The 22,726-nt window shown below is 71.3% G+C and carries 27 protein-coding genes; 5 read left to right on the plus strand and 22 right to left on the minus strand.

What is annotated here, in order from left to right:
• Nucleotides 1–383: 383 nt before the first annotated feature.
• Nucleotides 384–560 carry a VOC family protein gene (locus tag IE99_RS32135; RefSeq protein WP_157610491.1) on the plus strand — a complete coding sequence of 59 codons (177 nt, stop codon included), beginning with the start codon at nt 384–386 and terminating at the stop codon, nt 558–560.
• A 102-nt stretch (nt 561–662) separates the two neighbouring features.
• On the opposite strand, the gene IE99_RS0125650 is transcribed toward IE99_RS32135, so the two are convergent.
• The 3 genes from IE99_RS0125650 to IE99_RS0125660 form a co-directional block, all read right to left on the minus strand.
• Complete coding sequence (locus IE99_RS0125650) at nt 663–1,739, minus strand: methyltransferase domain-containing protein (protein WP_051713237.1); 1,077 nt, start codon at nt 1,737–1,739, stop codon at nt 663–665.
• 290 nt (nt 1,740–2,029) lie between these two features.
• Complete coding sequence (locus IE99_RS0125655) at nt 2,030–2,404, minus strand: hypothetical protein (protein ID WP_030176190.1); 375 nt, start codon at nt 2,402–2,404, stop codon at nt 2,030–2,032.
• 9 nt (nt 2,405–2,413) lie between these two features.
• Entirely contained in the window at nt 2,414–3,856 is a 1,443-nt protein-coding gene (locus IE99_RS0125660; RefSeq protein WP_245623342.1) for a helix-turn-helix domain-containing protein, read from the minus strand.
• 266 nt (nt 3,857–4,122) lie between these two features.
• Between IE99_RS0125660 and IE99_RS32490 the strand changes: the two genes are divergently transcribed.
• Entirely contained in the window at nt 4,123–5,079 is a 957-nt protein-coding gene (locus IE99_RS32490) for an MvdC/MvdD family ATP grasp protein (protein WP_169744481.1), read from the plus strand.
• A 5-nt stretch (nt 5,080–5,084) separates the two neighbouring features.
• A complete protein-coding gene (locus IE99_RS30725) occupies nt 5,085–5,642 on the plus strand; it encodes a GNAT family N-acetyltransferase (RefSeq protein WP_051713242.1) in 558 nt (185 codons plus the stop codon).
• A 267-nt stretch (nt 5,643–5,909) separates the two neighbouring features.
• Here IE99_RS30725 and IE99_RS0125680 read toward each other — a convergent pair whose 3' ends face one another.
• Nucleotides 5,910–6,098, minus strand: a complete 189-nt coding sequence (locus IE99_RS0125680) for a DUF397 domain-containing protein (RefSeq protein WP_030176209.1) — start codon at nt 6,096–6,098, stop codon at nt 5,910–5,912.
• Entirely contained in the window at nt 6,095–6,901 is an 807-nt protein-coding gene (locus tag IE99_RS0125685) for a helix-turn-helix domain-containing protein (RefSeq protein ID WP_030176212.1), read from the minus strand. The genes IE99_RS0125680 and IE99_RS0125685 overlap by 4 nt, the downstream gene beginning before the upstream one ends.
• Nucleotides 6,902–7,008: 107 nt before the next feature.
• Between IE99_RS0125685 and IE99_RS0125690 the strand changes: the two genes are divergently transcribed.
• Nucleotides 7,009–7,443 (plus strand): ATP-binding protein, encoded by a 435-nt coding sequence (locus IE99_RS0125690; protein ID WP_030176215.1) that lies wholly within the window; start codon nt 7,009–7,011, stop codon nt 7,441–7,443.
• 198 nt (nt 7,444–7,641) lie between these two features.
• On the opposite strand, the gene IE99_RS0125695 is transcribed toward IE99_RS0125690, so the two are convergent.
• The 16 genes from IE99_RS0125695 to IE99_RS0125770 all read right to left on the minus strand — a co-directional run bounded on the left by IE99_RS0125695 (nt 7,642) and on the right by IE99_RS0125770 (nt 21,785).
• Entirely contained in the window at nt 7,642–7,839 is a 198-nt protein-coding gene (locus IE99_RS0125695; RefSeq protein WP_030176218.1) for a hypothetical protein, read from the minus strand.
• Between the two features lie 11 nt (nt 7,840–7,850).
• Nucleotides 7,851–8,921, minus strand: coding sequence for an EscU/YscU/HrcU family type III secretion system export apparatus switch protein (locus IE99_RS0125700; protein ID WP_030176221.1), 1,071 nt, complete (start codon nt 8,919–8,921; stop codon nt 7,851–7,853).
• Nucleotides 8,918–9,676, minus strand: a complete 759-nt coding sequence (gene fliR, locus IE99_RS0125705; protein ID WP_030176230.1) for a flagellar biosynthetic protein FliR — start codon at nt 9,674–9,676, stop codon at nt 8,918–8,920. Before fliR ends, IE99_RS0125700 begins: the two co-directional genes overlap by 4 nt.
• A gap of 3 nt (nt 9,677–9,679) precedes the next feature.
• Nucleotides 9,680–9,955 (minus strand): flagellar biosynthetic protein FliQ, encoded by a 276-nt coding sequence (locus tag IE99_RS0125710; RefSeq protein ID WP_030176233.1) that lies wholly within the window; start codon nt 9,953–9,955, stop codon nt 9,680–9,682.
• A 76-nt stretch (nt 9,956–10,031) separates the two neighbouring features.
• Nucleotides 10,032–10,925 (minus strand): flagellar type III secretion system pore protein FliP, encoded by an 894-nt coding sequence (fliP, locus tag IE99_RS0125715; RefSeq protein ID WP_030176236.1) that lies wholly within the window; start codon nt 10,923–10,925, stop codon nt 10,032–10,034.
• Nucleotides 10,922–11,338 carry a flagellar biosynthetic protein FliO gene (fliO, locus tag IE99_RS0125720; RefSeq protein WP_030176239.1) on the minus strand — a complete coding sequence of 139 codons (417 nt, stop codon included), beginning with the start codon at nt 11,336–11,338 and terminating at the stop codon, nt 10,922–10,924. Before fliO ends, fliP begins: the two co-directional genes overlap by 4 nt.
• A 12-nt stretch (nt 11,339–11,350) precedes the next feature.
• Entirely contained in the window at nt 11,351–12,085 is a 735-nt protein-coding gene (fliN, locus tag IE99_RS0125725; RefSeq protein ID WP_030176242.1) for a flagellar motor switch protein FliN, read from the minus strand.
• Nucleotides 12,082–13,086 carry a flagellar motor switch protein FliM gene (locus IE99_RS0125730; protein ID WP_211258921.1) on the minus strand — a complete coding sequence of 335 codons (1,005 nt, stop codon included), beginning with the start codon at nt 13,084–13,086 and terminating at the stop codon, nt 12,082–12,084. The genes fliN and IE99_RS0125730 overlap by 4 nt, the downstream gene beginning before the upstream one ends.
• Nucleotides 13,087–13,220: 134 nt before the next feature.
• Nucleotides 13,221–13,673 carry a flagellar basal body-associated FliL family protein gene (locus IE99_RS0125735; protein ID WP_030176248.1) on the minus strand — a complete coding sequence of 151 codons (453 nt, stop codon included), beginning with the start codon at nt 13,671–13,673 and terminating at the stop codon, nt 13,221–13,223.
• 28 nt (nt 13,674–13,701) lie between these two features.
• Entirely contained in the window at nt 13,702–14,646 is a 945-nt protein-coding gene (locus tag IE99_RS0125740; RefSeq protein WP_030176252.1) for an OmpA/MotB family protein, read from the minus strand.
• Nucleotides 14,646–15,419, minus strand: coding sequence for a motility protein A (locus IE99_RS0125745; protein WP_030176254.1), 774 nt, complete (start codon nt 15,417–15,419; stop codon nt 14,646–14,648). The genes IE99_RS0125740 and IE99_RS0125745 overlap by 1 nt, the downstream gene beginning before the upstream one ends.
• Nucleotides 15,419–15,709, minus strand: a complete 291-nt coding sequence (locus IE99_RS0125750; RefSeq protein ID WP_030176257.1) for a flagellar FlbD family protein — start codon at nt 15,707–15,709, stop codon at nt 15,419–15,421. The genes IE99_RS0125745 and IE99_RS0125750 overlap by 1 nt, the downstream gene beginning before the upstream one ends.
• A 261-nt stretch (nt 15,710–15,970) precedes the next feature.
• Entirely contained in the window at nt 15,971–17,575 is a 1,605-nt protein-coding gene (locus IE99_RS0125755; RefSeq protein WP_030176260.1) for an ABC-F family ATP-binding cassette domain-containing protein, read from the minus strand.
• A 208-nt stretch (nt 17,576–17,783) separates the two neighbouring features.
• Nucleotides 17,784–19,805, minus strand: coding sequence for an ATP-binding protein (locus IE99_RS0125760; RefSeq protein WP_030176263.1), 2,022 nt, complete (start codon nt 19,803–19,805; stop codon nt 17,784–17,786).
• Nucleotides 19,802–20,182: a response regulator gene (locus IE99_RS29745; protein WP_051713247.1), complete on the minus strand. Its 381-nt coding sequence runs from the start codon at nt 20,180–20,182 to the stop codon at nt 19,802–19,804. The genes IE99_RS0125760 and IE99_RS29745 overlap by 4 nt, the downstream gene beginning before the upstream one ends.
• Nucleotides 20,183–20,225: 43 nt before the next feature.
• Nucleotides 20,226–21,785 (minus strand): S8 family peptidase, encoded by a 1,560-nt coding sequence (locus tag IE99_RS0125770; protein WP_211258922.1) that lies wholly within the window; start codon nt 21,783–21,785, stop codon nt 20,226–20,228.
• A 142-nt stretch (nt 21,786–21,927) separates the two neighbouring features.
• Between IE99_RS0125770 and IE99_RS32140 the strand changes: the two genes are divergently transcribed.
• Entirely contained in the window at nt 21,928–22,104 is a 177-nt protein-coding gene (locus IE99_RS32140) for a hypothetical protein (protein WP_157610492.1), read from the plus strand.
• An 86-nt stretch (nt 22,105–22,190) separates the two neighbouring features.
• Here the strand turns inward: IE99_RS32140 and IE99_RS0125780 are convergent, their stop codons facing one another.
• Nucleotides 22,191–22,700, minus strand: a complete 510-nt coding sequence (locus tag IE99_RS0125780) for a hypothetical protein (protein ID WP_030176280.1) — start codon at nt 22,698–22,700, stop codon at nt 22,191–22,193.
• Between the last annotated feature and the right edge of the window lie 26 nt (nt 22,701–22,726).

Consider the following 22,726-nt stretch of genomic DNA (forward strand, 5'->3'; position numbering starts at 1 on the left):
GGTGTGCTTTGGGGGCGGTTGCCCCGACACCTCAAGACTCCGGTGACGCAGGGTGATGTTCTGGTTTCGTACGGGTGCGGGACGGTTGCGCCGCCCCCGTTCCCCTCAACTCCCAGAACCGGGCGGCTGAACGTGAGGCTCCACGCTCCCCGCTCCCGGGCTGAGCGGCACGGCGCGGACCTGGTCGCCCTCGCCGTCCGGCCCTGCCGTTCCGTGGCCCGACGGGTCCCCGGGGGGGGGATCAGGAGAGCCGGAGGGTCGGCAGGCAGGTCGGCGCGTCCTCACCGGTGGTGATCTTCTTCTCGGCGGATCGCCTGCTACGCCGACAAGGGATACGTCGGTGCCGGCGGCGCGGGTCAAGCCGACTTGCGAAGGAGTTTCCCATGTCGTCCGGTATCGCGGAGTTGGCCGCCGTCAGTCTCGACTGCCCCGACCCGCCGGTGCTCGCCGCGTTCTACGCCGCCCTGACGGGCGGGAAGATCACCCATGACGGCCCGGACGCGTCCGCGATCGTGCTGCGGGACGGGATGCGCGTCATCTTCCTCCCCCGCCGCCGGTAGTCCCGGCGGACGGCCTCACCACTCCTCGTTCTGCATCGGGGTGCGGTGCCGGGCGGCCGCACCAGCGCCGCGACGGTGGGCCGCTTCTCGAGTTGAGCGGCGTCAGACGGGGGTGGCGGGGGTGTCCAGCCAGACCGTGTGGGCGTCGGGGGTGACGGTCAGGCCGAAGCGGGTGATGTCGGGGCTTCCCCACTTGAGCCACTGGACGTAGGCGTCCTCCACCCGGTCCCAGAGATCTCCGGCCTGCTCCAGCCGGTACGCCTCGTCCCCCGGGACGTAGTCCACGGACGCCCATGCGCCGCCCGGTCCCTGCGCGTCCAAGATCCAGAGCGTGGCCTCGCCGGTCGGCTCGGCGTCCTCGTAGAAGCGCGACACCACACCGGGCACCCGCGCCGCGATCACGAGATCCGCCGCCACGGGTGCGTACCGGATCGACCTGGGATCGAGTCGGGTCTCGGACACGGTGACGTCACCGCCCGCGTCCACCCACGCGCGCGGACGTCCTCCGGCGGGACGCTGCGCGCGCAGCAGCATGTAGTCGGCCGAGCCGTGGAACCGGCCGACGGCCGTCCCATCCGGAAGCACGTCCAACCGGAGCACGGTGCCGAACCCGAAACCGGGCGCGTACGGAGCGACGATCACACCGCCCGGCCGGGTCTGCTCGACCCACGCCCGCGGAACGGACGACACCGCGCAGGTCGCGTGCACCCGGTCATAGGGAGCCCCCTGACGCCATCCTTCCGAGCCGTCCCCGACGACCAGCCGGGGAGCGAACCCGGCGGTCTTCAGCCGCCCGGCGGCCTGGGCCGCCATGTCCGGATCGACCTCGACCGAGGTCACGTGAACCCCGGGGAGCGACGACAGCAGGGCGGCCGTCCAGCCCGACCCGGTGCCGATCTCCAGCACCCGGTCGTGCGGCAGCGGGTCGAGCAGCCGCAGGAACTCGGCCACCATCGTCGGCATCGACAAAGAGGAGGTGGCCAGTCCCTCGCCTTCGGCCCGGCCGTCCTCGAACTGGACGATGAGAGGCCGGTCGAGCGCCACGACCTCGTCCCAGCGGCCGGGGTCGGCGTCGCGGTCGACCCGCGTCCAGGGGCCGGGCCCGAGGTCGGCCCACACCACCGGCGGCGCGAACAGGCTCCGGGGAACCCGCCGGAACACCTCATCCCAGTCGGTCACGACTTCTTCCCGTCGTGCGGGTTGCCCTTCGTGCCGTCACCCTTGCCGCCGTGCCCGCCGCTTTTCTGCCCGTCGCCCCCGCCCGCCTGGTGGGAGCCCCGACACCGGCTGCCATGGCCGCCGCTTGGACCGAACTGACCGCGCGAAATGGCCGGACAGCGCTATCTCCGGCCTCGGCCAGGGCGGCGAACCCGCAACGTGGGATCGCGCCTCGGCCGTAAAGACGTCGTGTGGCCGCCCGCCCGGCCGGACCCGGGCAACCCGAGGCGGGGCCGCACGACCCCGGCCGATCAGGCGCGCTTCTCGATCTCTTCGAAGATGTCGGCGTCGGTCTGTTGCTGCCATCTTGGAAGCGCGTCCCAGTCGGCGACGTAGGACGGTTTCGGGTCGGTGATGTGCTTGTAGATCTGGGCGATCCAGCACAGCGCAACGAAACGGCCCTTTTGGTCCCGAGTGAGCTTGGATGTGCTCCCGTCGGACACAGCGATGAAATCCGCGACCTGCCGGTAGACCGCGGCCGCGGCTTGCCGCTCCCATTCTGGGGTATCGGCCCACGGGGCAACGTATCCAGGCTTGGGATCTCCTGGATAGTACTTGCGAACTCCGGCGATCCATGCTTCGCGGAAGATACGTCCGTGTTCGCTTTGCCGGGTGTCCGACTGCATATCGTCTCCTCAGAGTTGGGCGATCCGGTCGCTGAGTTGAGCTACCTGGCTATCAGAAATCATCGGGATGAGCCGGGTCCGCAGTCCTTGGAGTTTGCGCCCGACGTACCCCGACGATTTGGTTTTTTCCGCCAGGTCGACGGCCTGCACGCCGTATTCGACAATCTGGTCCAGGTCTTTGCCGTGAATACCCAGGGCGGCCAGGTCGACCAGGATGCTTCCGCGCCGACGTGGCGATGTTGTGGCGGCGAGGGCCTCGTTCAGCGCATCCGAAGCGAGGTCGACCCTTCCCAGAGCGGCATAACAAGTGCCGCGTTCTTCAGCCAATCGCGAGCCGTCGAAACGGAGCCAACCGCCCGGCATCGCGGGGCCGCTCAACGACTTCACTCGCTCGGCCTCGTCCAAGGCACGCCGGCAATCATCGAGCTTCCCCAGTCCGGCATACGCCTCCGCCTGCACGGCGGCGACCCAATGCCGACTGGACAATTGACCGTCACCACGTCGGGCGACCCGCGCGGCTCCCTTCAAGATCGGCGTCACGTCCTGGAATCGGCGTTCGTACATAACGAGATAGGCGTGCCGGGTGAGGGCGCATGCCCATAGGTCGAACGCGTCACCTTCTCTGCCGGCGTCGGCCGCGAGCTTGTAGCAGTGCGCGGCATCGGTGTACCGGTCGGCGTCGAAGAGGATCTCTCCTGCGAGTTGGAGAAGGTCGGCGGTCGCGACGCAGAGGCGCTTGTGCGCGACTGAGGAATGCGCACGGCGGAGGCTACTGACGAGCAGGTCGAGTTGCTGCCGTACGACGGGGTAGACGGTCCATTTGGACTCAGCCAGGGCGTACACCCGCCACAGGTGAGAGTTCAGCTGTTCGTAGTGGCTGATCCGTTCGGGATCGGCGGTGTGCGCATCGGCGTCGATATCGGGGACCGTGACCAGCGTTCCCGCGATGCTCAGCAGGCGAAGCAACTCCCGGCGGTTCATGTCCTCCAGTTCATCAGAGTCGAGACCGGATGTGATCACCGTGGGGTCGATGACACGGCCGCGGAGTACCCGCACGGGGTCGGCTGACGGGTGGATCTGCGTCCCCAGCGCGGCGACCAACAGCAGCTCGTCCAGCTCGTCCGGACGGATCTGAAGGAGTTCGCAGAGCTTCGAGCGATGGTGGGGCTGGGGATCGCATTGACCGCGTTCCCAGCGGGCGACCGTGGACCGGTCGGCGCCCAAGGCACCGGCAAGGGATTCCTGAGTGAACCCGAGCGTTCTCCGGCGCTTGGCCAGCCGGGGCCGTCTCCTTGCCGTCATCGATGGTCCTCCGGAAGGAACCCACTCGCCACCGTCGCGTTCGCCGAGGTCAGCGTAATGCGTGATTCGGCGGTGCGACGTCAATGCACCAGGGATGCACCACGAATGCACCGTCATCGCGTCGTGGATGCCCTGGGACGAGGCATCCACCGGAGCTTTCCTTGAAGGAGAACCAAGCGACCGACCCTCATTGAGCAGAAAGGCGATCAGAGATGGCCCCGTACGGGCTGACACATCAGGTGTACCTTGACCCGGCGTACACCGCACCGATTCCCGGGATCGTGTACGACCCGCAGCGGCAACTCTCGACCGTGGGCGGTAACCCCCTGGTCGAGCAGCCAGACCTCATGCGGCAGTTCACCGTCACGTGGGGCACGACCGACCGCGACAACAAGACCGACAACGGGGGCTGACCCTTGAGCGGCACGGTGCTCATCATCACCGACGCGACCGACTACACCGCGGATCTGATCGTCGCGGATCTGCAGGCACGCGGCGTAGGCGTCACCCGTCTGGACCCGGGATCGGGCCCGGTTCACCTGGCAGCGACGTTGGCGCGTGGAAGATGGCGTAACGGGCTGGGAGACGAGCACCGTGCCGTCGACCTGGGAGAAGTGGTTTCGGTGCTGTGGCGCTGGCCCACCCCGGCGCCCGGCCATCCCTCCATCGAAAGGCCCGCCCGGCGAGCCTGGGCTGCTCGCGAGGACGCGGCCGGTATTTTCGGTGTCCTCAAGGCACTTCCGGTCCTCTGGATCAACCACCCCGATCTGGCGGCGGCGGCCAACTCCAAGCCGGGTCAGCTCGTCACTGCCACCGAATGTGGCCTGAACGTGCCGGACACGATCGTGACAACCTCCGGGGAGGCTGTCCGCGCCTGGGCGTGTGGCCGTGACGTGCTGTTCAAGGCGTTCCATGCGCAGGGCGCCGACGACGACGCCATGGTGACGGCGAGTCGTGTGGACCCCGATGAGCTACCGGACGAACTGGGCGCGGCGTCCCTCTTTCAAGAGATCGTCTCCGGCGTGCCCGTGCGGCTGACCATGGTCGGCACGCAGCCGTTCGCCGTGACCATCACGGGCACCGCCGACCTTGATTGGCGGCCCGTCCAACACAGGCTGACCTTCGCTCGGATCGACGTTCCGCCGGACGTGTTGAGGGCAGTGCACAGGTTCATGCTGCGTTACCGCCTGGAGTACGGGGCGTTCGACTTCATCGCGACCGACGACGCATGGACGTTCCTGGAGATCAACCCGACCGGCATGTACGGCTTCGTAGAGATCCGATCGGGGCTGCGGATCACGGCGGCGATCTGCGACCGGCTGTGCGAAGCGATGCAATCGCCGGTCTCGTCCGACGCCGGGGTGGGAAGGTGAAGGGCATGACCACCGCGACGACGGCGTTCCTGATCCAGCCGACCGACGACACGGCCCTGCGTGCCTCGTTCCTGGATGCCATGGCCGAACACGAACGCGTCGACGGCGGCCCCGACGCGGACGGCCTCACCATGGCCGACCTGACCGGCCGGACCTGCATCACGCATTACACCGAGGGCTTGCGGGACGGTACCGCCCTGCGGCCCGGCACCGAACCCATGAAACAGACCGTGTGGTGGTTCGTGCGGGACGACGCCGACAGGAGGACCTACCTGGGGCGGATCTCGCTCCGCCACCACCCCGTCACGTCCGCCCTGGGCGAACCCGGTAGCCAACTCTGGATCACCGTGCGTCCGACGATGCGCCGCAAAGGTCTGGGACGGGCATTGCTGACGGCGGCCCTTCCGTTCGCACGGGCCAACGGCATCACCCAGGCCGTGGTCGAGGTCTCCCATGGCAACGCGGCAGCCCGACGACTACTCCAGGCGGCGGGAGCGACCCCGGTCGAGCATCGACCCGCCGAACGAGCAGGACGCCGCCGCTATCACCTCCCGACCGGCTGAGCTGAACGATTCGTCCCGGACTCGCACAACGAAGATCGGTGTGCACGCGTGGCGTTCCCACGGGAACGACATCCGCCCGAGTGGCGGGCCGCGGTGATCCGGCGCCCTGGGCCACCTATGGGCGGACACGGCCGAAGGCGGCGGGGCCGCCGACCGGCTCATCCACCACCTGACCGAGCTGCCGCTCCTTCTGGCCGACTTGGTGCGCGCAGAGCACGGCACGAGCGTGCGAGGCGGGCGCTCCCCCGCGGAATCGCCGGGCGCTGGTCAGAAGTTCAGCTCGTCCCGCTTGATGCGGGTAATGAGGTCGGCGAAGCTCTCGTGGGACAGGATCAGGTGTCCCGCCTCGGGGAGTCTCGAATCACGGACGCCGATCGCCGGGGGGAGTCGAGCCAGCTCAACGCAGTTCTCCTGGCCGGTGTCGGCGCTGCGTCCGGATTTTCTCCACTGGGTCACTGGCGGGCCTCGATCATCTCTCGGAGTCTGGCGCGGGTGATCTCTGGGGAGAGTGCGCGCCCGCTGGTTCGATCAAATGCGACGGTGAGTCTACGCAAGTCGCTCATCTCGGTCACCAGGCTCCCGCGGGCGGGAGTCTCAACAAATCCGACCTCTCGCTCGTGCGTAGCGAACAGGTGAAAGGCCCCCTCAAGCCCCACCTGCGGACCGACATCGATCGGAACCAGTCGAAGCGTGACGTTCGGCAGATCCGCGATCTCTGCAAGTCTCGCGACCTGCCCCGGCCGGATGGCGCACGGAATGAGCAGCAGCGCCACCTCCGACAGCAGGATCGAGACGTAGGGCGGATCGGCTCGAGTGAGGACTCCTTGCCGCTCCATTCGCTGCTTGACCTGGCCATCCACGTCCGAGACGCCGGCCAGGGTGAACGCCTCCCGCGCGTACTCGGGAGTCTGGAGCAGTCCCGGGATGAAGGCGACCCCGTTGATGCGGATCACGGTGGCCAGGGCCTCGTACTCGGCGAAGGCAAGGAACTGCGCTGGGGCCTGCATGGTGGTGGCGTAGTGGTGAAGGGCTTCCAGCAGCCCTCCCGTTCCCCATTCGGCATCGAGAGTCCGGAGGGCGTCGACGGGCGGGTGGTTCCGCCCTGCCTCCCAATTCGAGACTGTCTTGTGGTCGGCCGCCACGATCTTCCCGACCGCAGCTTGGGAGAGGCGGTGCTGCTTACGGAGTCTCCGCAGCGTATAGGCCAGAAGACACCAGAGACCGGCCATCGGGTCTACCGACTCAGCGGTGGTCGCCATTGACCCTCCGTAACTCTCGTTCCTCTCGCGAGACAACGCCAGGGTAGCGCCGGGTGTGTGAGCCTGTGCGCGGAGCAACGAACTTCGTACACAAGGGCGATGCCACGATGACAACGACCGCACTCGATATCACCTGCCTCGCCGCCCGGACCGCCGCCGGTCAGGTGCGGATGCTGATCGAACTCAGGCTTGCCGAGTGGGGGCTGAGCGGCATTGCCGATGACATGTGCCTCATCGCGGGCGAACTCGTGGCGAACGCGGTGAAATGCACACCTGATGACAAGATCCGTGTGAGGCTGACCCGCGAGTCGTGCGCGGTCCTGCTCGGGGTTTGGGACTCGTCGGACAGGTCACCCGTCGCGAACCGGCTCACCGAGGTGTCCCTGGAGGACATCACCCCCGATCCCGCCGCCTTGGACCCCGGCCATGAGGACGGCACGGGCGGACGCGGCTTGTCCATCGTCGAGGCGCTCTCGTCACAATGCGGCGTGGACAGGACCGACCCTCACGGTAAATGGGTCTGGTCACGCGTCGGCTTCTAAATACCGCCAGCGGGGTCAGCCGCTGCCGCCAATGGACGCCGCCGGGTGCCGGCCAGGTATCTGCGCCAGTCGAAGGGATGTCGTCGATCCCCGCCTTGGGGTCTGGGGCGGGAGCCCCAGGGGGTCCTGTCCGAGCGCCAGCGAGGGCCTTCGCCATGGCGTGGCCGGTTTCTGGGCGGGCGGGCCGCCGCCCGGGCGTCACTCTTTCCGGGTGCGGTTCTTTACCGCCGACCAGATGAGTTCGCTGATCGTCAGAGCGGTCAGTCCGGCGCCGAACCATGCGATGGCGCCGAGGTGGTCGCCTGCCAGGAGGGGGTAACCGTCGGTCATTCTGAGGACGCTCAGGACGGCCGCGTAGGCGGCGAAGATATAGAGCCTTTCGCGGACTCTCTTCACGGTCGTTCCCCTCAGGCGGCGACGCGGTGGAGGCCGGCGGCGGAGCCCTTCGACTTCAGGGTCATGATGAAGGCGAGGACCTTGGCGACGGCGCCGTACATTTCCGGGGGGATCTCCTGGCCGATGTCGCAGGCCTTGTGGAGGGCTCGGGCCAGGGGGACGTCCTGGACCATCGGGATGCGGTGCTCGGCGGCGGCCTCACGGATCTTGGCGGCCACGGCGCCGGCGCCCTTGGCGATGACGCGGGGGGCTCCCTTGGCGGGGTCGTAGCGGATCGCGACGGCGACGTGGGTGGGGTTGACCAGGACGACGTCGGCCTGGGGGAGTTCCGCCATCATCCGGTTGCGGCTCATCTCCTGCTGGATGGCGCGGCGGTGGCCCTTGACGTGCGGGTCGCCCTCGCTGCGCTTGTACTCCTCCTTGACCTCCTGCTTGGTCATGCGGATCTGCTTGCCGGTGCGGCGGCGCGCCATGGCGTAGTCGCCTGCGGCGAGGGCGACGCCGGTGGCGCCGGCCCAGCGCATCAGCTCCATGAGGGAGTCGGCGACGGTGGCGAGGAGGGAGCCGAGGGGGAGGGACCCGGACGCCATGAGCAGCGGGATCAGGTCCTTCAGCGACAGGTAGGCCACGATCGCCAGGACGATCGTCTTCAGCAGCGCCTTCGTCGCCTCCCACAGGGACTGGGGGCCGAACATGCGCTTGAGGCCGCTGAACGGGTTGACGCGCTTGAACTGGGGCTTGAGCAGCTTCGTGGCGGGGTGCATGCCCTGCGCGGCGCCGGCCGCGATGGGGACGAACACGGCGAGGGCGGCGAGCGGCAGCAGCGCCATCGCGCCGTCCATGAGGCCGTCGCCGAGGAGGCGCAGCGCGAGGGCCGGCTCGGGGTTCTCGATGATGTGCCCGACCTCGTTCATGATGCCGCGTCCGGCCTCGGTGGCCTTGCGCATCGTGATCGGCAGGACGAGCCCCGCGGCGAGGATCATCGCCCACGCGCCGAAGTCGGGGGTGCGGGCTACGGTTCCGTCCTTGCGGGCCTTCTTCTTCTTCTGCGCTGTGGGCTGTTCTGTCTTCTCACCGCTCATGAGCCCGCGGCCTCCATCACGAATCGGACGGCCTTGTCGACGACGCCGTCCAGGACGCCGGGCAGGACGGCGACCGCCGTCCCGGCCAGGGAGAGGGTCAGCATGATCTTCAGGGGGAAGCCGAGCGAGAACGCGTTGAGGGCGGGGGCGGCGCGGCTCAGCAGGCCGAGGGCGACGTCGGCGCAGAACAGGACGGCGATGATCGGCCCGGCGATCTGGAGCGCGGCGAGGAACATGTCGGTCATGCCGGTGGTGAGCAGTTCGCTGAGGGTGCCGAGCGCGAGGGTTCCGTCCAGGGGGAGGAGCTCGAACGTCTCGGTGAAGCCGCGGATGACGAGCTGGTAGCCGCCGGACGCCAGCAGCAGCGTGGTCGCGGTCAGGTTGTAGAACCGGCCGAACACGGACGTGGGGGTCTGCGACACGGGGTCGAACGCGGTGGCGAGGCTGAACCCGCCGAACAGGTCGATGAGGTCGCCGGCGGCCTGGATGGCGGCGAAGACGAGGGAGGTGATGAAGCCGAGCGCCATGCCCGCGACGACCTGCTCCACGGCCGCGGTGACGACGGCCGCGCCGGTGAAGTCGGGGACCTGCTGCGACAGCCGCGGCGCCATCGGCAGCGCGATGGCGACGGACAGCAGCGCCTTGACCGGCATCGGGATGAGCCGCGTGTTGAACGGGGGGCACACCATCAGCCAGGCCGCCGCGCGGATCGAGCCGAGCAGCACGGCGAGGAGGGTCGCGGACGACAGCGTCACGGCTCAGCCCCCGTTGAGGAGCTGCGGCACCTTCTCGAAGAGCGCCGTCGTGAAGCTCATCATCTCGTGCAGCGCCCAGTTGCCCGACATCATCAGGGCGACGGCGACGCCGACGGCCTTCGGGACGAAGGACAGCGTGACCTCCTGGATCTGGGTCACCGACTGGAACAGCGAGATCGCGAAGCCGATGATCAGCGAGGTCAGCAGGATCGGGGCGGACAGCTTGGCGGCGACGATCATCGCCTGCAGGGCGATGTGCAGGACTTCGGTGTCGCTCATGGGACGTCCTTAACGGGTCGGCCGGACGGGCGGGGCGGGGTAGGCGGGACGCGGCCTGGGGCGGCGGCCCGCCGCGTCATCGGTAACTGGAGATCAGTGCAGTGATGATCAGGCCCCAGCCGTTGACCAGGACGAACAGCAGCAGCTTGAACGGCAGCGCGACGGTGACCGGCGGCAGCATCATCATGCCCAGCGACATCAGGGCGGCCGAGACGACCATGTCGATGATCAGGAAGGGGATGAAGATGACGAAGCCGATGATGAACGCGGCGCGCAGCTCGGAGATCACGAACGCGGGGACCAGCGTGGTCATCGGGACCGACTCGGCGTTGGCCGGCTTCTGCTTGTCGGCGACCTTGGTGAACAGCGCGAGGTCTTCCTTGCGGGTCTGCTTGACCATGAACTCCCGCAGCGGCGGGGTGCCGGTCTCGATGGCCTGCGAGACGGTCTTGTCGCCCTTGAGGTAGGGCTGGACGGCGTCCTTGTTGATCTCGGACGCGACCGGGCTCATCAGGAACAGGCTGATGAACAGGGCGAGGCCGGCGAGCACCTGGTTGGGCGGGACGTTGGCGAGGCCGAGGGCGTTGCGGGTGATGCTCAGCACCACGAAGATCTTGGTGAAGCTGGTGCAGAGCAGCAGGATGGCGGGGGCGACCGACAGGACGGTCAGCCCGAGCATGATGACGATCGACTGGCTGGGCTTGCCGTTGACGCCGTTGAGGTCCACGGTGACCTGGCCGCCGGGGTTCCCGGCGGGGTTTCCGGTGGGGCCCTGCGGGCCGGCGGGCCCGTTCGTCCCGTTCCGGGTGGCGGGGTCGGCGGGCGGCGTCGGGACGGCGAGGACCCGTTCCGCCGCGGCCGGCCGGAGCTGCGGGGTGGTGGCGGCGTCGGCGGCGGTGGACGCGCCGAACAGCAGTCCGAGGACGGCCGCGGCGGCGAGCAGCGCCAGGCCGAGGACACGAGTGATCACTTTCGGGCCGTCCGTTCGCGGAGGAGGTCGAGGGCGGTGGCCCAGGTCCGGGGCGACAGCGCCGAGCCGGCGAGGGCCGCGCCGGACGGCGCGTGGGGCCGGTCCGCCGCGGCGGGGGCGTCCAGGTCGACCGGGCTGCGCTGCTCGATCTCCTGCCTGCGCTGCTCGATGGCGGCCGGGTCGACCTCGCCGAGGAGGGTGATCTGGCCTTCGGTGACGCCGAGCACGAGCGCCCGGTCGGTCACCTGGACGACGGTGACGGAGGAGTTCCGGCTGAGCTGCTGGCGGGCGAGGACGTTCACCACGTCCCCGCCGCGGGCGGCGAGAGGCCGCCGGGCGACCTTGGCCAGCACCCACATGAGGGCCAGGACGACGGTGAGCGAGAGGGCGATCCGGAGGACCGTCTCGATCATCACAAGCGACTCCTACTGGCTGGCGGGCGGGACGATCTCGGTCAGGCGGATGCCGAAGTTCTCGTCGATGACGACGACCTCGCCGCGGGCGATCAGCCGGCCGTTGACGAGCAGGTCGGCGGAGGACCCGGCGGCCCGGTCGAGTTCGACGACCGCGCCGGGCGACAGCGAGAGCAGTTCCCGGACGGTCATCCGGGTGCGGCCCAGCTCGGCGGTGACCTCCATCTCCACGTCGTGGAGGAGGTCGAGGCGCGGCGGGGTGGCGTGGGTCTCGGGCTGCGCCGCCTCCACCGGCTCGGCGGGCGCCGGCCACGGCGTCACGACCAGCGCGAGGACGGCGCGGACGGTGTCGCCCTCCAGGAACGGGACGTACAGGGCCTCACCGCGGGCGGCGAGGGAGCCGAGCCCGACCTCGGGGTCGGCGGCCTGGCCGGGGTCGACGACGACCGGGCCGAGGATCTTGGCGGCGGCCTCCAGGGCGGGCTGGACGGCCTGGGCCAGGTCCAGCTCGCCGAGGGGGCTCTGCTGCAGGGCGTCCACCAGGTCCTGGCCGACGGCGACGGCGACCTCGCCGGTCGCGGCGCCGGAGAACCGGGCGCAGACGACCTGGCCCTCGGGGGTCTGCACGGGCCGCTCGGGGGTCGGCGCGCCGATCTCCAGCGGCGCCCCGATCGGCAGCGTGGTGATCATGGCCTGGGCGGCGGTGTGCGCGAGGTCCACGCGGGCGGTGTCGGTCAGTGCGGTCATGGCTGGATGTCCTTGCTGGTCAGCGACGTGGTCATCGGCGTGGTGAGCTGCTGCGCGCCCTTGGGCGGGGCGGGCACGACGAGGCAGGCGAGCCGGGGCCCGTGGCTGCCGGGCACGGCGTGCGCGAAGGTGATGTCCGCGGACGTCACCGACAGCGGGGCGGTGACGGCGTGGCCGAGGGGGAGCACGTCCCCGGGCTGCAGCCCGATGATCTGCTCGGACCGCATTCGGATCGGGTCGAACCGGACGGCCACCTCGATCGGGGCGGCGCCGAGCGCGGCGGCCACGTTGCGGTGGGCCTCCTCGCGGGCGTGCCGCTGCGCCGGGGTCAGCGTGACGTCGCTGGCGTCCCCCTGGAGCTTCGGGAAGATCGAGGTGAACGGCAGGCAGATCGTCGCGAGGCACTCGTGCTCGCCGACCTTCATCTCGAACGAGGCGACGATGACCGCGTCGGAGGCCGAGCACGCCTGCACGAACTGCGGGTTGTACTCCAGCGCCTCGAGCTTCGGCCTGACGGCGACCAGGGTGTCGAAGGCGTAGCGGAACTCGTCCAGCGCCCGGTTCAGCAGGTTCCGCAGCAGCGGCGCCTCCATGTCCGACAGCGGACGCTCCGGCTGCGGTCCGCCGGGCCCGCCGAGCAGGTGGTCGACCGAGGCCATCGCGGTCTCCAGCGAGAACTCGATGATCGCCGTACCGGGCAGCGGCTCCAGCGTGAACGTGGCGAGCATGGTCGGGGTGGAGAGCGACCCGATGTACTCGTCGTAGGTCTGCTGCTGGATCGACACCAGGGAGACCTGCGACACCACGCGCAGGCTCGACGTCAGCAGCGTCGAGTGCTGGCGGGCGAAGGTCTCGTAGGCGATCTGCAGCGTGCGGATGTGCTCACGCGACAGCTTGATGGGGCGCCGGAAGTCGTAGGGCTGCGGTTCCGCGGACTTGCCGCGGCGGGAAAGGCGCCCGGCCATGCGCGGCGCGGCGGCCGAAGACGTTGACTGGCTCACGATTCCACCCATCGGCGGGTCCCGGGACCGCCTGAGGGAAACGCCGCCGGCCGGGTTCGCGGGGACGCGAACCCGGTGCGCGGTGAACGGCCGGCGGAGCCGGCGGGAACGCCCTGGGGGAGGGGCCTGGGGGGCTACTGCATGACGAACTCGGTGAAGTAGACGTCCATGACGTCGTGGTGGTACGCCTCTTCGATCTTCTTCAGGAGTTCCTTCTTGGCCTGCTCCCGGGCCTTGTTGGTGGACAGCTCCGCCACGGACCGGTTGCTGAACTGCTGGATCGCGAGGTCGAGGGCCTTGCTGCCCTCCGGCGGCTCGTGCGCGTCCGCGGTGGCCTGGAGGGCGAGCGCGAGCTTGAGGTAGTGGCCGTCGTCGAGGTTGATCGTGATGGGCTCCAGCGGGGCGACGACGCCCGGCTTCGGTGCCGCCTTCTCCTCGCCTCCGCCGGCGAACAGCATGAAGTAGGCGGCCGCCGCGGCGGCGACCAGCCCCACGGCGGCGCCGATGATCAGCAGCTTCTTGGACTTCTTCTTGTCACCGGCCGCCTCCTCGGCGTCCGGCGCGGCCTTGAGCTTGGCGTCGGCCATGATCTCTCCAGGGGTGATCGGTGATCGGTCAATGCGAGGTGGACGAGGTGGTCGTTGCGGTCGAGGTGGACGTGCCGGACGAGGCCGCCTGACCGGCCGCCGACGGCAGCAGCGCCCGCACCTCGGCCGGCAGGTCCGACAGCACGGCGATCTCCACCCGCCGGTTCAGCCGCAGCGACCGCGAGTCGCTCACCGGGTACAGCGGGCGCTGCTCGGCGTAGCCGGCGGCGCTCAGCCGCCCGGCCGGCAGCCGCCCGGCCTGCATCAGGCGCCGGACGACCGTGGACGCGCGGGCCGTGGACAGCTCCCAGTTCGACGGGTACAGCCCCGACACCATCGGCAGGTGGTTGGTGTGGCCGTCCACCTGGATCCGGTTCGTCTTGGTCTTGAGGGGCGGCGCGATGGCGTCCACGATGCGGCGGCCCTTGGCCTGCAGCTCCGCCGAGGCGTTCCCGAACACCACCTCGTCGGTGACGACGGTCACCACGAGGCCGCGCTCATCGATACGGAACTTGACCGCGTCCTGGGCGTTGTTGCGCTTCAGGGCCTCCTCGATCGCCTTCTGGAGCTTCTCGAAGCTCTCCACCTCGGCCTCGGCCTTCTGGGCGCGCTCGGACGCGCGCCTCCGGTCGGCGTCGGCGACGGCCTTGCGGGCCTTCTCCTTCTCCGCGTCGGTCGGCGGCTCCCCGACCGTCGGCTGCATCTCCGCGGGGTCCGGCGCGTTGGACGCGGCCTCGCCCGCGAGGGCCTTGCCCTGCGCCTCGAACGCCACCGACTCCTGCCCGAGCGCGCCCGCCAGGCTGGCCCGCAGCTTCTCGAACTTCGTCTGGTCGACCTGGCTGATCGCGAACATCACGATGAACAGGGCCATCAGCACCGTGAGCATGTCGGCGTAGGTCACGAGCCACCGTTCGTGGTTCTCGTGCTCCTCCTCATGTCCGCCGCGTTTGCGGCGGCCCCCTCCGCTGCTCATCAGGCGGCCTTCTTGTCCTTCTCGCCCTCACCGGGCGGGAGCAGGCTCTTGAGCTTGCGCGACACCAGGCGCGGGTTGGTGCCCGCCTGGATGTTCGCGATGCCCTCGATCGTCAGTTCCATCTGGGCGCACTCCACCTCGCTGATCCGCTTGAGCCGGTTGCCGAGCGGCAGCCAGAACACGTTCGCGGACAGCACGCCCCACAGCGTCGCGACGAACGCGGCGCCGATCATGTGGCCGAGCTCCTCGGGCTTGTCGAGGTTCTCCAGGACGTGCACGAGGCTGATGACCGTCCCGATGATGCCGATCGTGGGCGCGTACCCGCCCATGTCGGTGAAGATCTTCGAGCCGGACTTGTCGGCCCTGCGCTTGGCGTCGACCTCCGCCTCGAGGATCTCGCGGAGCTCCTCGGGGTCGGTGCCGTCGATCGCGAGTTCGAGGCCCCGTCGCAGGAAGGGGTCCTCCACCTCCTTGATCGCGTCCTCCAGCGCCAGCAGGCCCTCGCGCCGGGCGCGCTCGGCCAGCTTCACGATGGAGTCGACCAGGTCGCCGCTCGGGGTGGTCTTGGCGGTGAAGGCGCGGACGAACTGGGCGCCGATGCCCGTGGTGTCGCGCAGGATGCCGCCCGCCATGGCGGCGCCGAACGTCCCGAAGAACACCAGGATCAGCGGCGGCAGCAGCATGATCGACATCGGGCTGCCGCCCTCGAGGATCATCGCCACCATGATCGCGGCCAGCGCGATGACGATCCCGACTATGGTCGCGAGGTCCATCAGCGCTCCTTCTTGGGCGTCAGATGGACGATCCGGGCCTGGTCCTCGGCGTCGAGCGCGCCCACCGCGGCGGCGCGGCGGCCCCCGGACGAGATGAGGATCTCCGCGTCCGCGATCAGTTCCGCCCGGTACCGGCGCACCAGCGTGACGAAATCGGCCAGGGACTCCTCGATGAGGTACTTCGTCCCGTCGACCAGGGTGATGACCGTGTCAGGGGTCTGGTCGGCCCGCTCGATCAGGTCCGGGTTCAACGCGAAGGCCGGGCCGTTGAGGCGAGTCAGAAGTATCACTGGGTCCGTCCCTGGAGATCGTCAAGACAACATGGCCCGTCCGTGGGCCGGCACCCGACCCATCGGCCGCACCCGGCCCCGGCTGAGGAAACACCCGTTGTGCGGTGCGGCTCAGCGCGGACGGCAGAGCGTCCACCCGAATCGGTGAACACCCGCTTCGAGCACCATCGGCCGCCCGGCGCCCGGCTTTACCCCCTCGCCCGAACAACCGGGACCGGCCCGTCCCCGGGAGGCCGCGGGAACGGCCGGGGACGGGCCGGATCAGAGCGTGAGGCGGGGCCAGCCGGCGGTGTCGCGCAGCAGCCGCCGGTCGTGCGTGGCGAGGACGACCGCGGCGCCGGTCGCGTCCAGGGCCTCGGTCAGCTCGTCCACCAGCGCGGGCGACAGATGGTTGGTCGGCTCGTCCAGCAGGAGGACCTGCGGCCGCGCCGCCAGCAGGACGGCCAGGTCGAGGCGCCGCCGCTGGCCGATCGACAGCTCCCCGACCGGCCGGTGGAGGGCCTCCGGCGGCAGCAGTCCCAGCCCGCCGAGCCCCCCGGCCTCGGCCTCCGCGAGGTCTCCGGCGGCGACGAGCCGCCCCACGGCGGCGGCGTGGGCCTCGAAGGCCGTGCCGGGCTCCGGCGGCGCCGACTCCTGCGCCAGCAGCCGGACGCGCGTCCCCCGCCCGACCCGGACCGTCCCGGCGTCCGGCGGCACGGCCCCCGCGAGGAGCGCGAGCAGGCTCGATTTGCCCGCTCCGTTCGGCCCGGTCACGACCAGGCGGTCACCGCCGCGCAGGAGGACCGAGCGGGGCGCCGGCATCCGGCCGGGGAGCATCACGTCGTCGGCCTGGAGCAGGACGGCGCCGGGCGGCGCGTCCAGGGGCGGCATCGCGAACCGCAGCGGAGGCTCCGGGACGTCCACGCGATGGGCCGCGAGGTCCTCCCGCCGCCGGCGCACCGCACGTACGAGCGCCGGGGCCCGGGTCGCGCGGGTGTGCTTGCCGGTGCCCTTGTCCGGCCGCCATCCCGTGACGAGCCGGTCCCGCGCGGCCGCGAGATCGCCCTCAAGGCGGCGCCGCCGGTCCTCCTGATCGCGGTAGGCGGTCTCCCAGCGGGCCCGCTCGGCGTCCCGCCCCTCCCGGTAGGCCGCGTACCCGCCGCCGTAGAGGCGGGGCCGCCCGTCGGCGGACGGGTCGAGGTCCAGGATCGCGGTGGCGACGTCCGCCAGCAGCGCCCGGTCGTGGCTGACCAGCACCACGGCCCCCGGATGCTCACGCAGCCGCGCCGTCAGGTGGTCGAGGCCGCCGGCGTCGAGGTGGTTGGTGGGCTCGTCGAGCAGCAGCAGATCGTGCCGGGCGCCCAGCAGGCACGCCAGCCGCACCCGGTACCGCTGCCCGACCGACAGGTCCGCCAGCGGGCGCGCCCGGTCCGTCACCGCGCCCAGCGCGGTCAGGGACACCTCGACCCGCCGGTCGGCGCCCCACGCGTCGATCGCGGTCGCGCCGGCGAGCGCCTCGGCGTAGGACTCCTCCGCGCCGGGACGCCCCTCCGCGAGCGCGGCGGCCGCCGCGTCGAACGCCCGCAGCACCGCCCGCACCCGCGCGAGCTCGACGTCGATGAGCTCGCCGGCCGTCCCGCCGGCCGGGATCTCCTGATCGGCGACGCCGAGCGTCCCCGCCCGGTGCACGGCCCCCTCGTCCGGGACGAGCGTCCCGGCGAGCACCTGCAGCAGCGTGGTCTTCCCGCGCCCGTTCTCCCCGACGACGCCCAGCCGGTCGCCGGCGGACACGGTGAGGTCCACTCCGCTCAGGACGGGCCGCCCGCCGCGCGAGACGCGCAGGTCGACGGCGTTGAGATGGGCGCGTGCACGAGTGCGCACAGACATGACTTCCTCCGAAGGCGGGCTCCCGCGCGCCCCGGAGGGGGCCGGAGAACCCGAAGTGAGAGACGACGTCGGAACCGCGGGCCGCACCCGGCGGCCGAGCGGGCGTCGCTCTCAGAGGAAGAAGTGGTAGTGCACGATCTCAAGCTACCAAGGGCGCCATCCGCCCCCCAGTGGTTTTCTCCCCGCCCCATGCGGGGCCGGCGACCGGTCAGTGGGAGGTCATGGCCTCGGAGCGCAGGTCGAAGACGGAGGTGGCCGGGGGAAGGGTGAAGCTGATGCGGGTGCCCTGGCCGGCGGGGTTGTCGCGGGCGGTGATGGTGCCGCCGTGCCGCTCCACGATGCGCTTGCAGATCGCGAGGCCCAGGCCGGTACCGCCCCGGCCGGCGCCGCGGTGGGCGCGGTGGAAGTTGCCGAAGACGGCCTCGTGCTGGCCGGGGGGGATCCCGATGCCGTTGTCGGTGACGTCCACGCGGATCAGGCCGTCGTCCGTCGTCGAGCACTCCACCGTCAGATGCAGCGGGACGCCCGGCCGCGAGTACTTGACCGCGTTGCCGATGATGTTGTCGAGGAGCTGGCGGAGCAGCACCGGGTCGGCGTGGACGGCGGGCAGGGCGCCGACCTCGAAGCGAGGCCGCGGGCCGCCGGCGGAGGCCGCCTGGTCGAGGCGGGCGGCGACGATGTCGCCGACGATGTCGCCGAGGCGGACGTCGGCGGGGGCCAGCGTGGCGTCCCGGGACGTGGTGTAGGCGAGCAGGTCGTTGATCAGGTGGCGCATGCGGGCGGCGGCGCGGCGGATCCGGACGAGGCCGTCGCCGACCTCGGTCCCGGCGGGCTGGTCCTCCATCGCGTCCTCCAGCATCTCCGCCCAGCCGTCGATGGTGGTGAGGGGGTTGAGGAGGTCGTGGGCGACGACGCCGGCGAACGCCGCGAGCTCGTCGCGGTGGCGGCGCTCGGCGGTGACGTCGCGGAACACGATGACCGCCTGCTGTTCACCGGTCTCGTCGTCCGGCGGCATCAGGGTGGAGTTGACATTGATGACGCGGCCGTCCGGGATGGCCGGGTTGCGCACCACGAGGTCCATGTTGTCGACCTCGTGGCCCTGCATCGCCAGGAGGTGCGGCATCTCCTCCGGCCCCACGCGGGTGCCGTCCGGGTGGAACAGGCCGTAGAAGTCCGGAGTGCGGATGACGCCGGTCTGGTTGGTGAGGCCCAGGATCCCGGCGGTCGCGGAGTTGCGCAGGACGAACCGGCCCTGTGAGTCGACGACGCCGACGCCCTCCCGCATGGAGTCCAGGATCGCGCCCAGCGTCCGCGCCTGCGCGACGGCCTCGCGGCGGGCCTCGGTGGCCCGGACGGTCAGTTCCTCGCGCTCGGCGCGGCTCAGCGTGACGATCATGCCGACGACGCTGACCATGATGACGAACGCCTGCACGACGAGGGCGCGGGCGGCGTTGGACTCGATGCCGATGAAGGGGCCGCTGCCGTTGAGGGTGAACAGGACGGCCAGCGCGCCGACGCCGAGGCTGTGCAGGGTGACGAACATGACGCCGCAGCGCATCGCCACCCACACCGTCATCGCGAGCAGGGAGAACGAGATGGGCAGGTGGTCGCTGCCGAAGACGATCCAGTAGGCCGCGACGGACACGACGGCGATGGCGGCGCGCTCGGAGAGCCCCCGGCGGTCGACCATGATCGTCCGGCAGCGCCGGATCAGGCACAGCCCCGCTGAGCCGACCAGGATGATGCCGGCCGCGTTGCGGGCGAGCCAGACGGCAACGGCGGGCCAGGGCAGTGGATCGGCGAGCAGCCAGGTCCCGGCGGTGCCGAGGGCGGCGCTGAGGGCGGCGGCCGTCACGGCGGCGATCAGGAAGCAGCGCAGGTCCGCGAGGTGCTCCAGGGATGTGCGGCGCGCGTCGGGACACATGCGTTCGAACACACGCACGAACAGCACCGCCTGGACGATGTTGACGCCGGCGTACATGAGGGCGAGCTGCACCGGCGCTCCGGTGGCGTAGTTGACGAGCCCCCCGGCCACGCCGATCGCGGCCATGTCCATGACCGGCCAGCGGCCGGGGCTGGACGCCAGCCACAGCACGGCGACGCCGGCGGCGGGCCACACCATGCTGAGGTTGGTCTCGTCCAGGATGGTGAGCCGGCCCGCCCATGCCGCCGCCACGTACAGCACGGTGAAGACGGCCGTGCGCAGCGTGTACGCGAGGGGTGCCGTCATCGTTCCCCCTGCCCCCCGTCCGGCGGCAGGATCAACCGGAGCGCCCCGTGCAGGTCGTGCCGGCTGAACGGCTTCGGCAGGTGGCGGCAGCCGGTGGCGCGGATCCGGGCGATCACGTCGCCGGTCCACATCACGGTCACGAACACCGCCGGCAGGGTGGGGCGCACGGCCCGCAGCCGCTCAAGCAGCTGGACGCCGTCCATGTCGGGCAGGTCGTAGTCGATCACCGCCGCGTCCGGCAGGCCGTGGTACTCGACCGCGGTGAGCGCCTCGCCGGCGCTGCCGGCGGCCATGACGTGATGCCCGTCCTGGCGGACATGCCGGACGAGGAGCTCGCGCACGTCGCCTTCATCCTCGACCACGAGCAACCGGGCCACCGCACACCTCCTTCGTCCGGGACCTTCGGTGCGGCGCACCGCCTCAGAACCGGATCGTCCACCAGAGGACGCTGTCGCGATCGCTCCAGGAGGACGAGCCGATGACGCGCAGGCGCCACGTCCCCGAAGCGGGCTTCGTACCCTTTCGCACGGTGTACCTCACTGTCCGTGATCTGCCCCCGGGTACGTGGACCGAACCCAAGGCCGTCGCGGATCCGTCCGGGGCGACCAGGCGGAACCGCACCTTCGTGCCGCGCCAGGGCCGCACCCGGATCTCCACCGAGATGTCGCGGGTGGGGTGGCCCACCTGGCCCGTCACCGTCGTCCGGCCCGTCGCGGAGGGGGCCCGGCGGGTCAGGGTGAGCCGGGACGACCCGCGGTAGGTGCGGGGCGCGACGTAGCCGAGGCCGCCGCTGAACAGCAGCCGGTTCGCCGACCCGGTCCCCGCCGACTTCACGGCGCCGGACGTCGCCGCCCCGACGAGCGCGCCGCGGACCGTCGCGGGGGACGCGTACGGATGCGCCTTCAGGTACAGCGCCGCCGCGCCCGCCGCATGCGGCGCGGCCATGGACGTCCCGCTCATCGCCGCCGTCGCGGTGGTGGAGCCGTACCCGGCGGACGCGATGTCCACCCCGGGGGCGAAGAGGTCGAGGCAGGGGCCGGTGTTGGAGAACGGGGCGCGCCGGTCGTCGCGGTCGGACGCGCCGACCGTGATGGCCTCCGGCGTCCGCGCGGGCGAGACCTCGCAGGCGTCGATGTCCTCGTTCCCGGCCGCGACGGTGTAGACGATCCCGGCCCGGATGGACCGGCGGACCGCGTCGTCCAGCACGGCGGACGCCTCGGACCCCAGGCTCATGTTCGCCACGGCGGGACGCTTCGCGTGCGCGGTGACCCAGTCGATCCCCGCGATCACATCCGACAGCAGCCCCGACCCGTCGCATCCCAGGACCCGCACCGAGTACAGCCGGACGGACTTGGCCACGCCCCAGCGGGTGCCGCCGACCGTCCCGGCGACATGGGTGCCGTGGCCGTTGCAGTCCTGCCCCTGCCACCCGTCGCCCACGGCGTCGAACCCGACCCGGGCGCGACCGCCGAAATCGGTGTGGGAGGTGCGGATGCCGGTGTCCAGGATGTACGCGGACACGCCCGACCCCTGCGACGCGTAGCCGTAGGACCTGTCGACGGGCAGGGTCCGCTGGTCCATCCGGTCGAGCCCCCACCCCGGCGAGGTCTGCGTGTCGGCGAGGCGCACACGGGCGTCCCGCTCCACATAGGCCACGGACGGGTCGGACGCCAGGGCCCGCGCCTGCGCGGCCGACGCCCGCACCGCGAACCCGGGCAGCGCCGACGAGAACACCCGCTCGGCCTGCCCGCCGCGCCGCCGCGTGACCGCCAGCGCCTGCTCCTCGGCCGCGGCGGCCGTCGGCGCCACGGCGTCCTTGAGGACCACGACGTACCGCCCGGGGACGGGCTCCGACGCGGACGCGGCCGCATCCGGCACGCCGGAGGCGGCCTCCGCCACCGGAACACCTGCCACGGCGGCCGCGGCGGCCAGTACCGCGGCCGCCGTCGCCACCCGCCCGAACCCGCCGATCACGATCACCGCCGCCTTCCCATGGCCTCTGAAGGGAGGTCCCTCCGATCGGCCCGGCGGGCGGAAACCTGAGCGGAACGCTACACAGCCCGGCGGATCCGCCGATGGGAGACGGTGACGACCGTCAACGGGACGAACAGGGGGACCGGCCATGGATCCGCAGACCGCGCACGACACCGATCGTCTTCGCGCCCTCGCCGCCGAGTTCACCGACTGGCGGGTCGGCCACGGCGGCTCCGGCCTGTGGTGGGCCGTCCGGCACAACGACCTGGTCCGGGAGCCGACCCCCGAGATCCTCCGCGACCGCCTCCGCGAGCTCGCGACCTGATCGCGGGCGCCCGAAGCCCGTCCGCCGGTTCACGGCGGACGGGCTTTTCCCCTGCCCGCGCCGGCAGGGCCTTTCGGCGCCCCGGGTCAGGGCGCCGGCCGGCGGCGGCGTGCCGTCCGGCGGACGGTGACGGCGACCGGCGGGACCACCGCCGCGCCGGCGAGCATCGCCAGGACGAGCGGGGCCACCGCGGCCGGCTCGGGCGCCTCCGCGTCCGCCAGGATCGGCCGAGGTTCCGGGGCCGCCTCCTCCAGGGGTTCCTCAGCGGCCGTACCGGGTGCCTCCGCCGCGCGCAGCCCGAACGCGGGCGGCCGCAGCGGGACCGGGAGGCCGGTGATGGGGCGCGGCTCAGGGGCCATGGGCCAGTCCATCAGCGGGATGGACGGGTCCGGGCAGCGCCGCGCGGCGCCGGACCGGCCCGCGACCGTGCCGTGGCGGGTCCCGGACGCGCCGTCCGGCACCCTGATCCGGACGGCGCGCGCCCAGGGCTCCCCGGCCGGGCATGCCGGGGCGGCGGCCGGAGCGGCCGCGGCGTGCGAGGCCGCCGAGGCGTGCGAGGGTGCGAGGGCGGGCAGCAGGGCCGCTGCGATCAGCAAGGGTGCTAGGGCTGGACGTGTCATGA

Source organism: Spirillospora albida (assembly GCF_000718255.1).
GTDB lineage: Bacteria > Actinomycetota > Actinomycetes > Streptosporangiales > Streptosporangiaceae > Spirillospora > Spirillospora albida.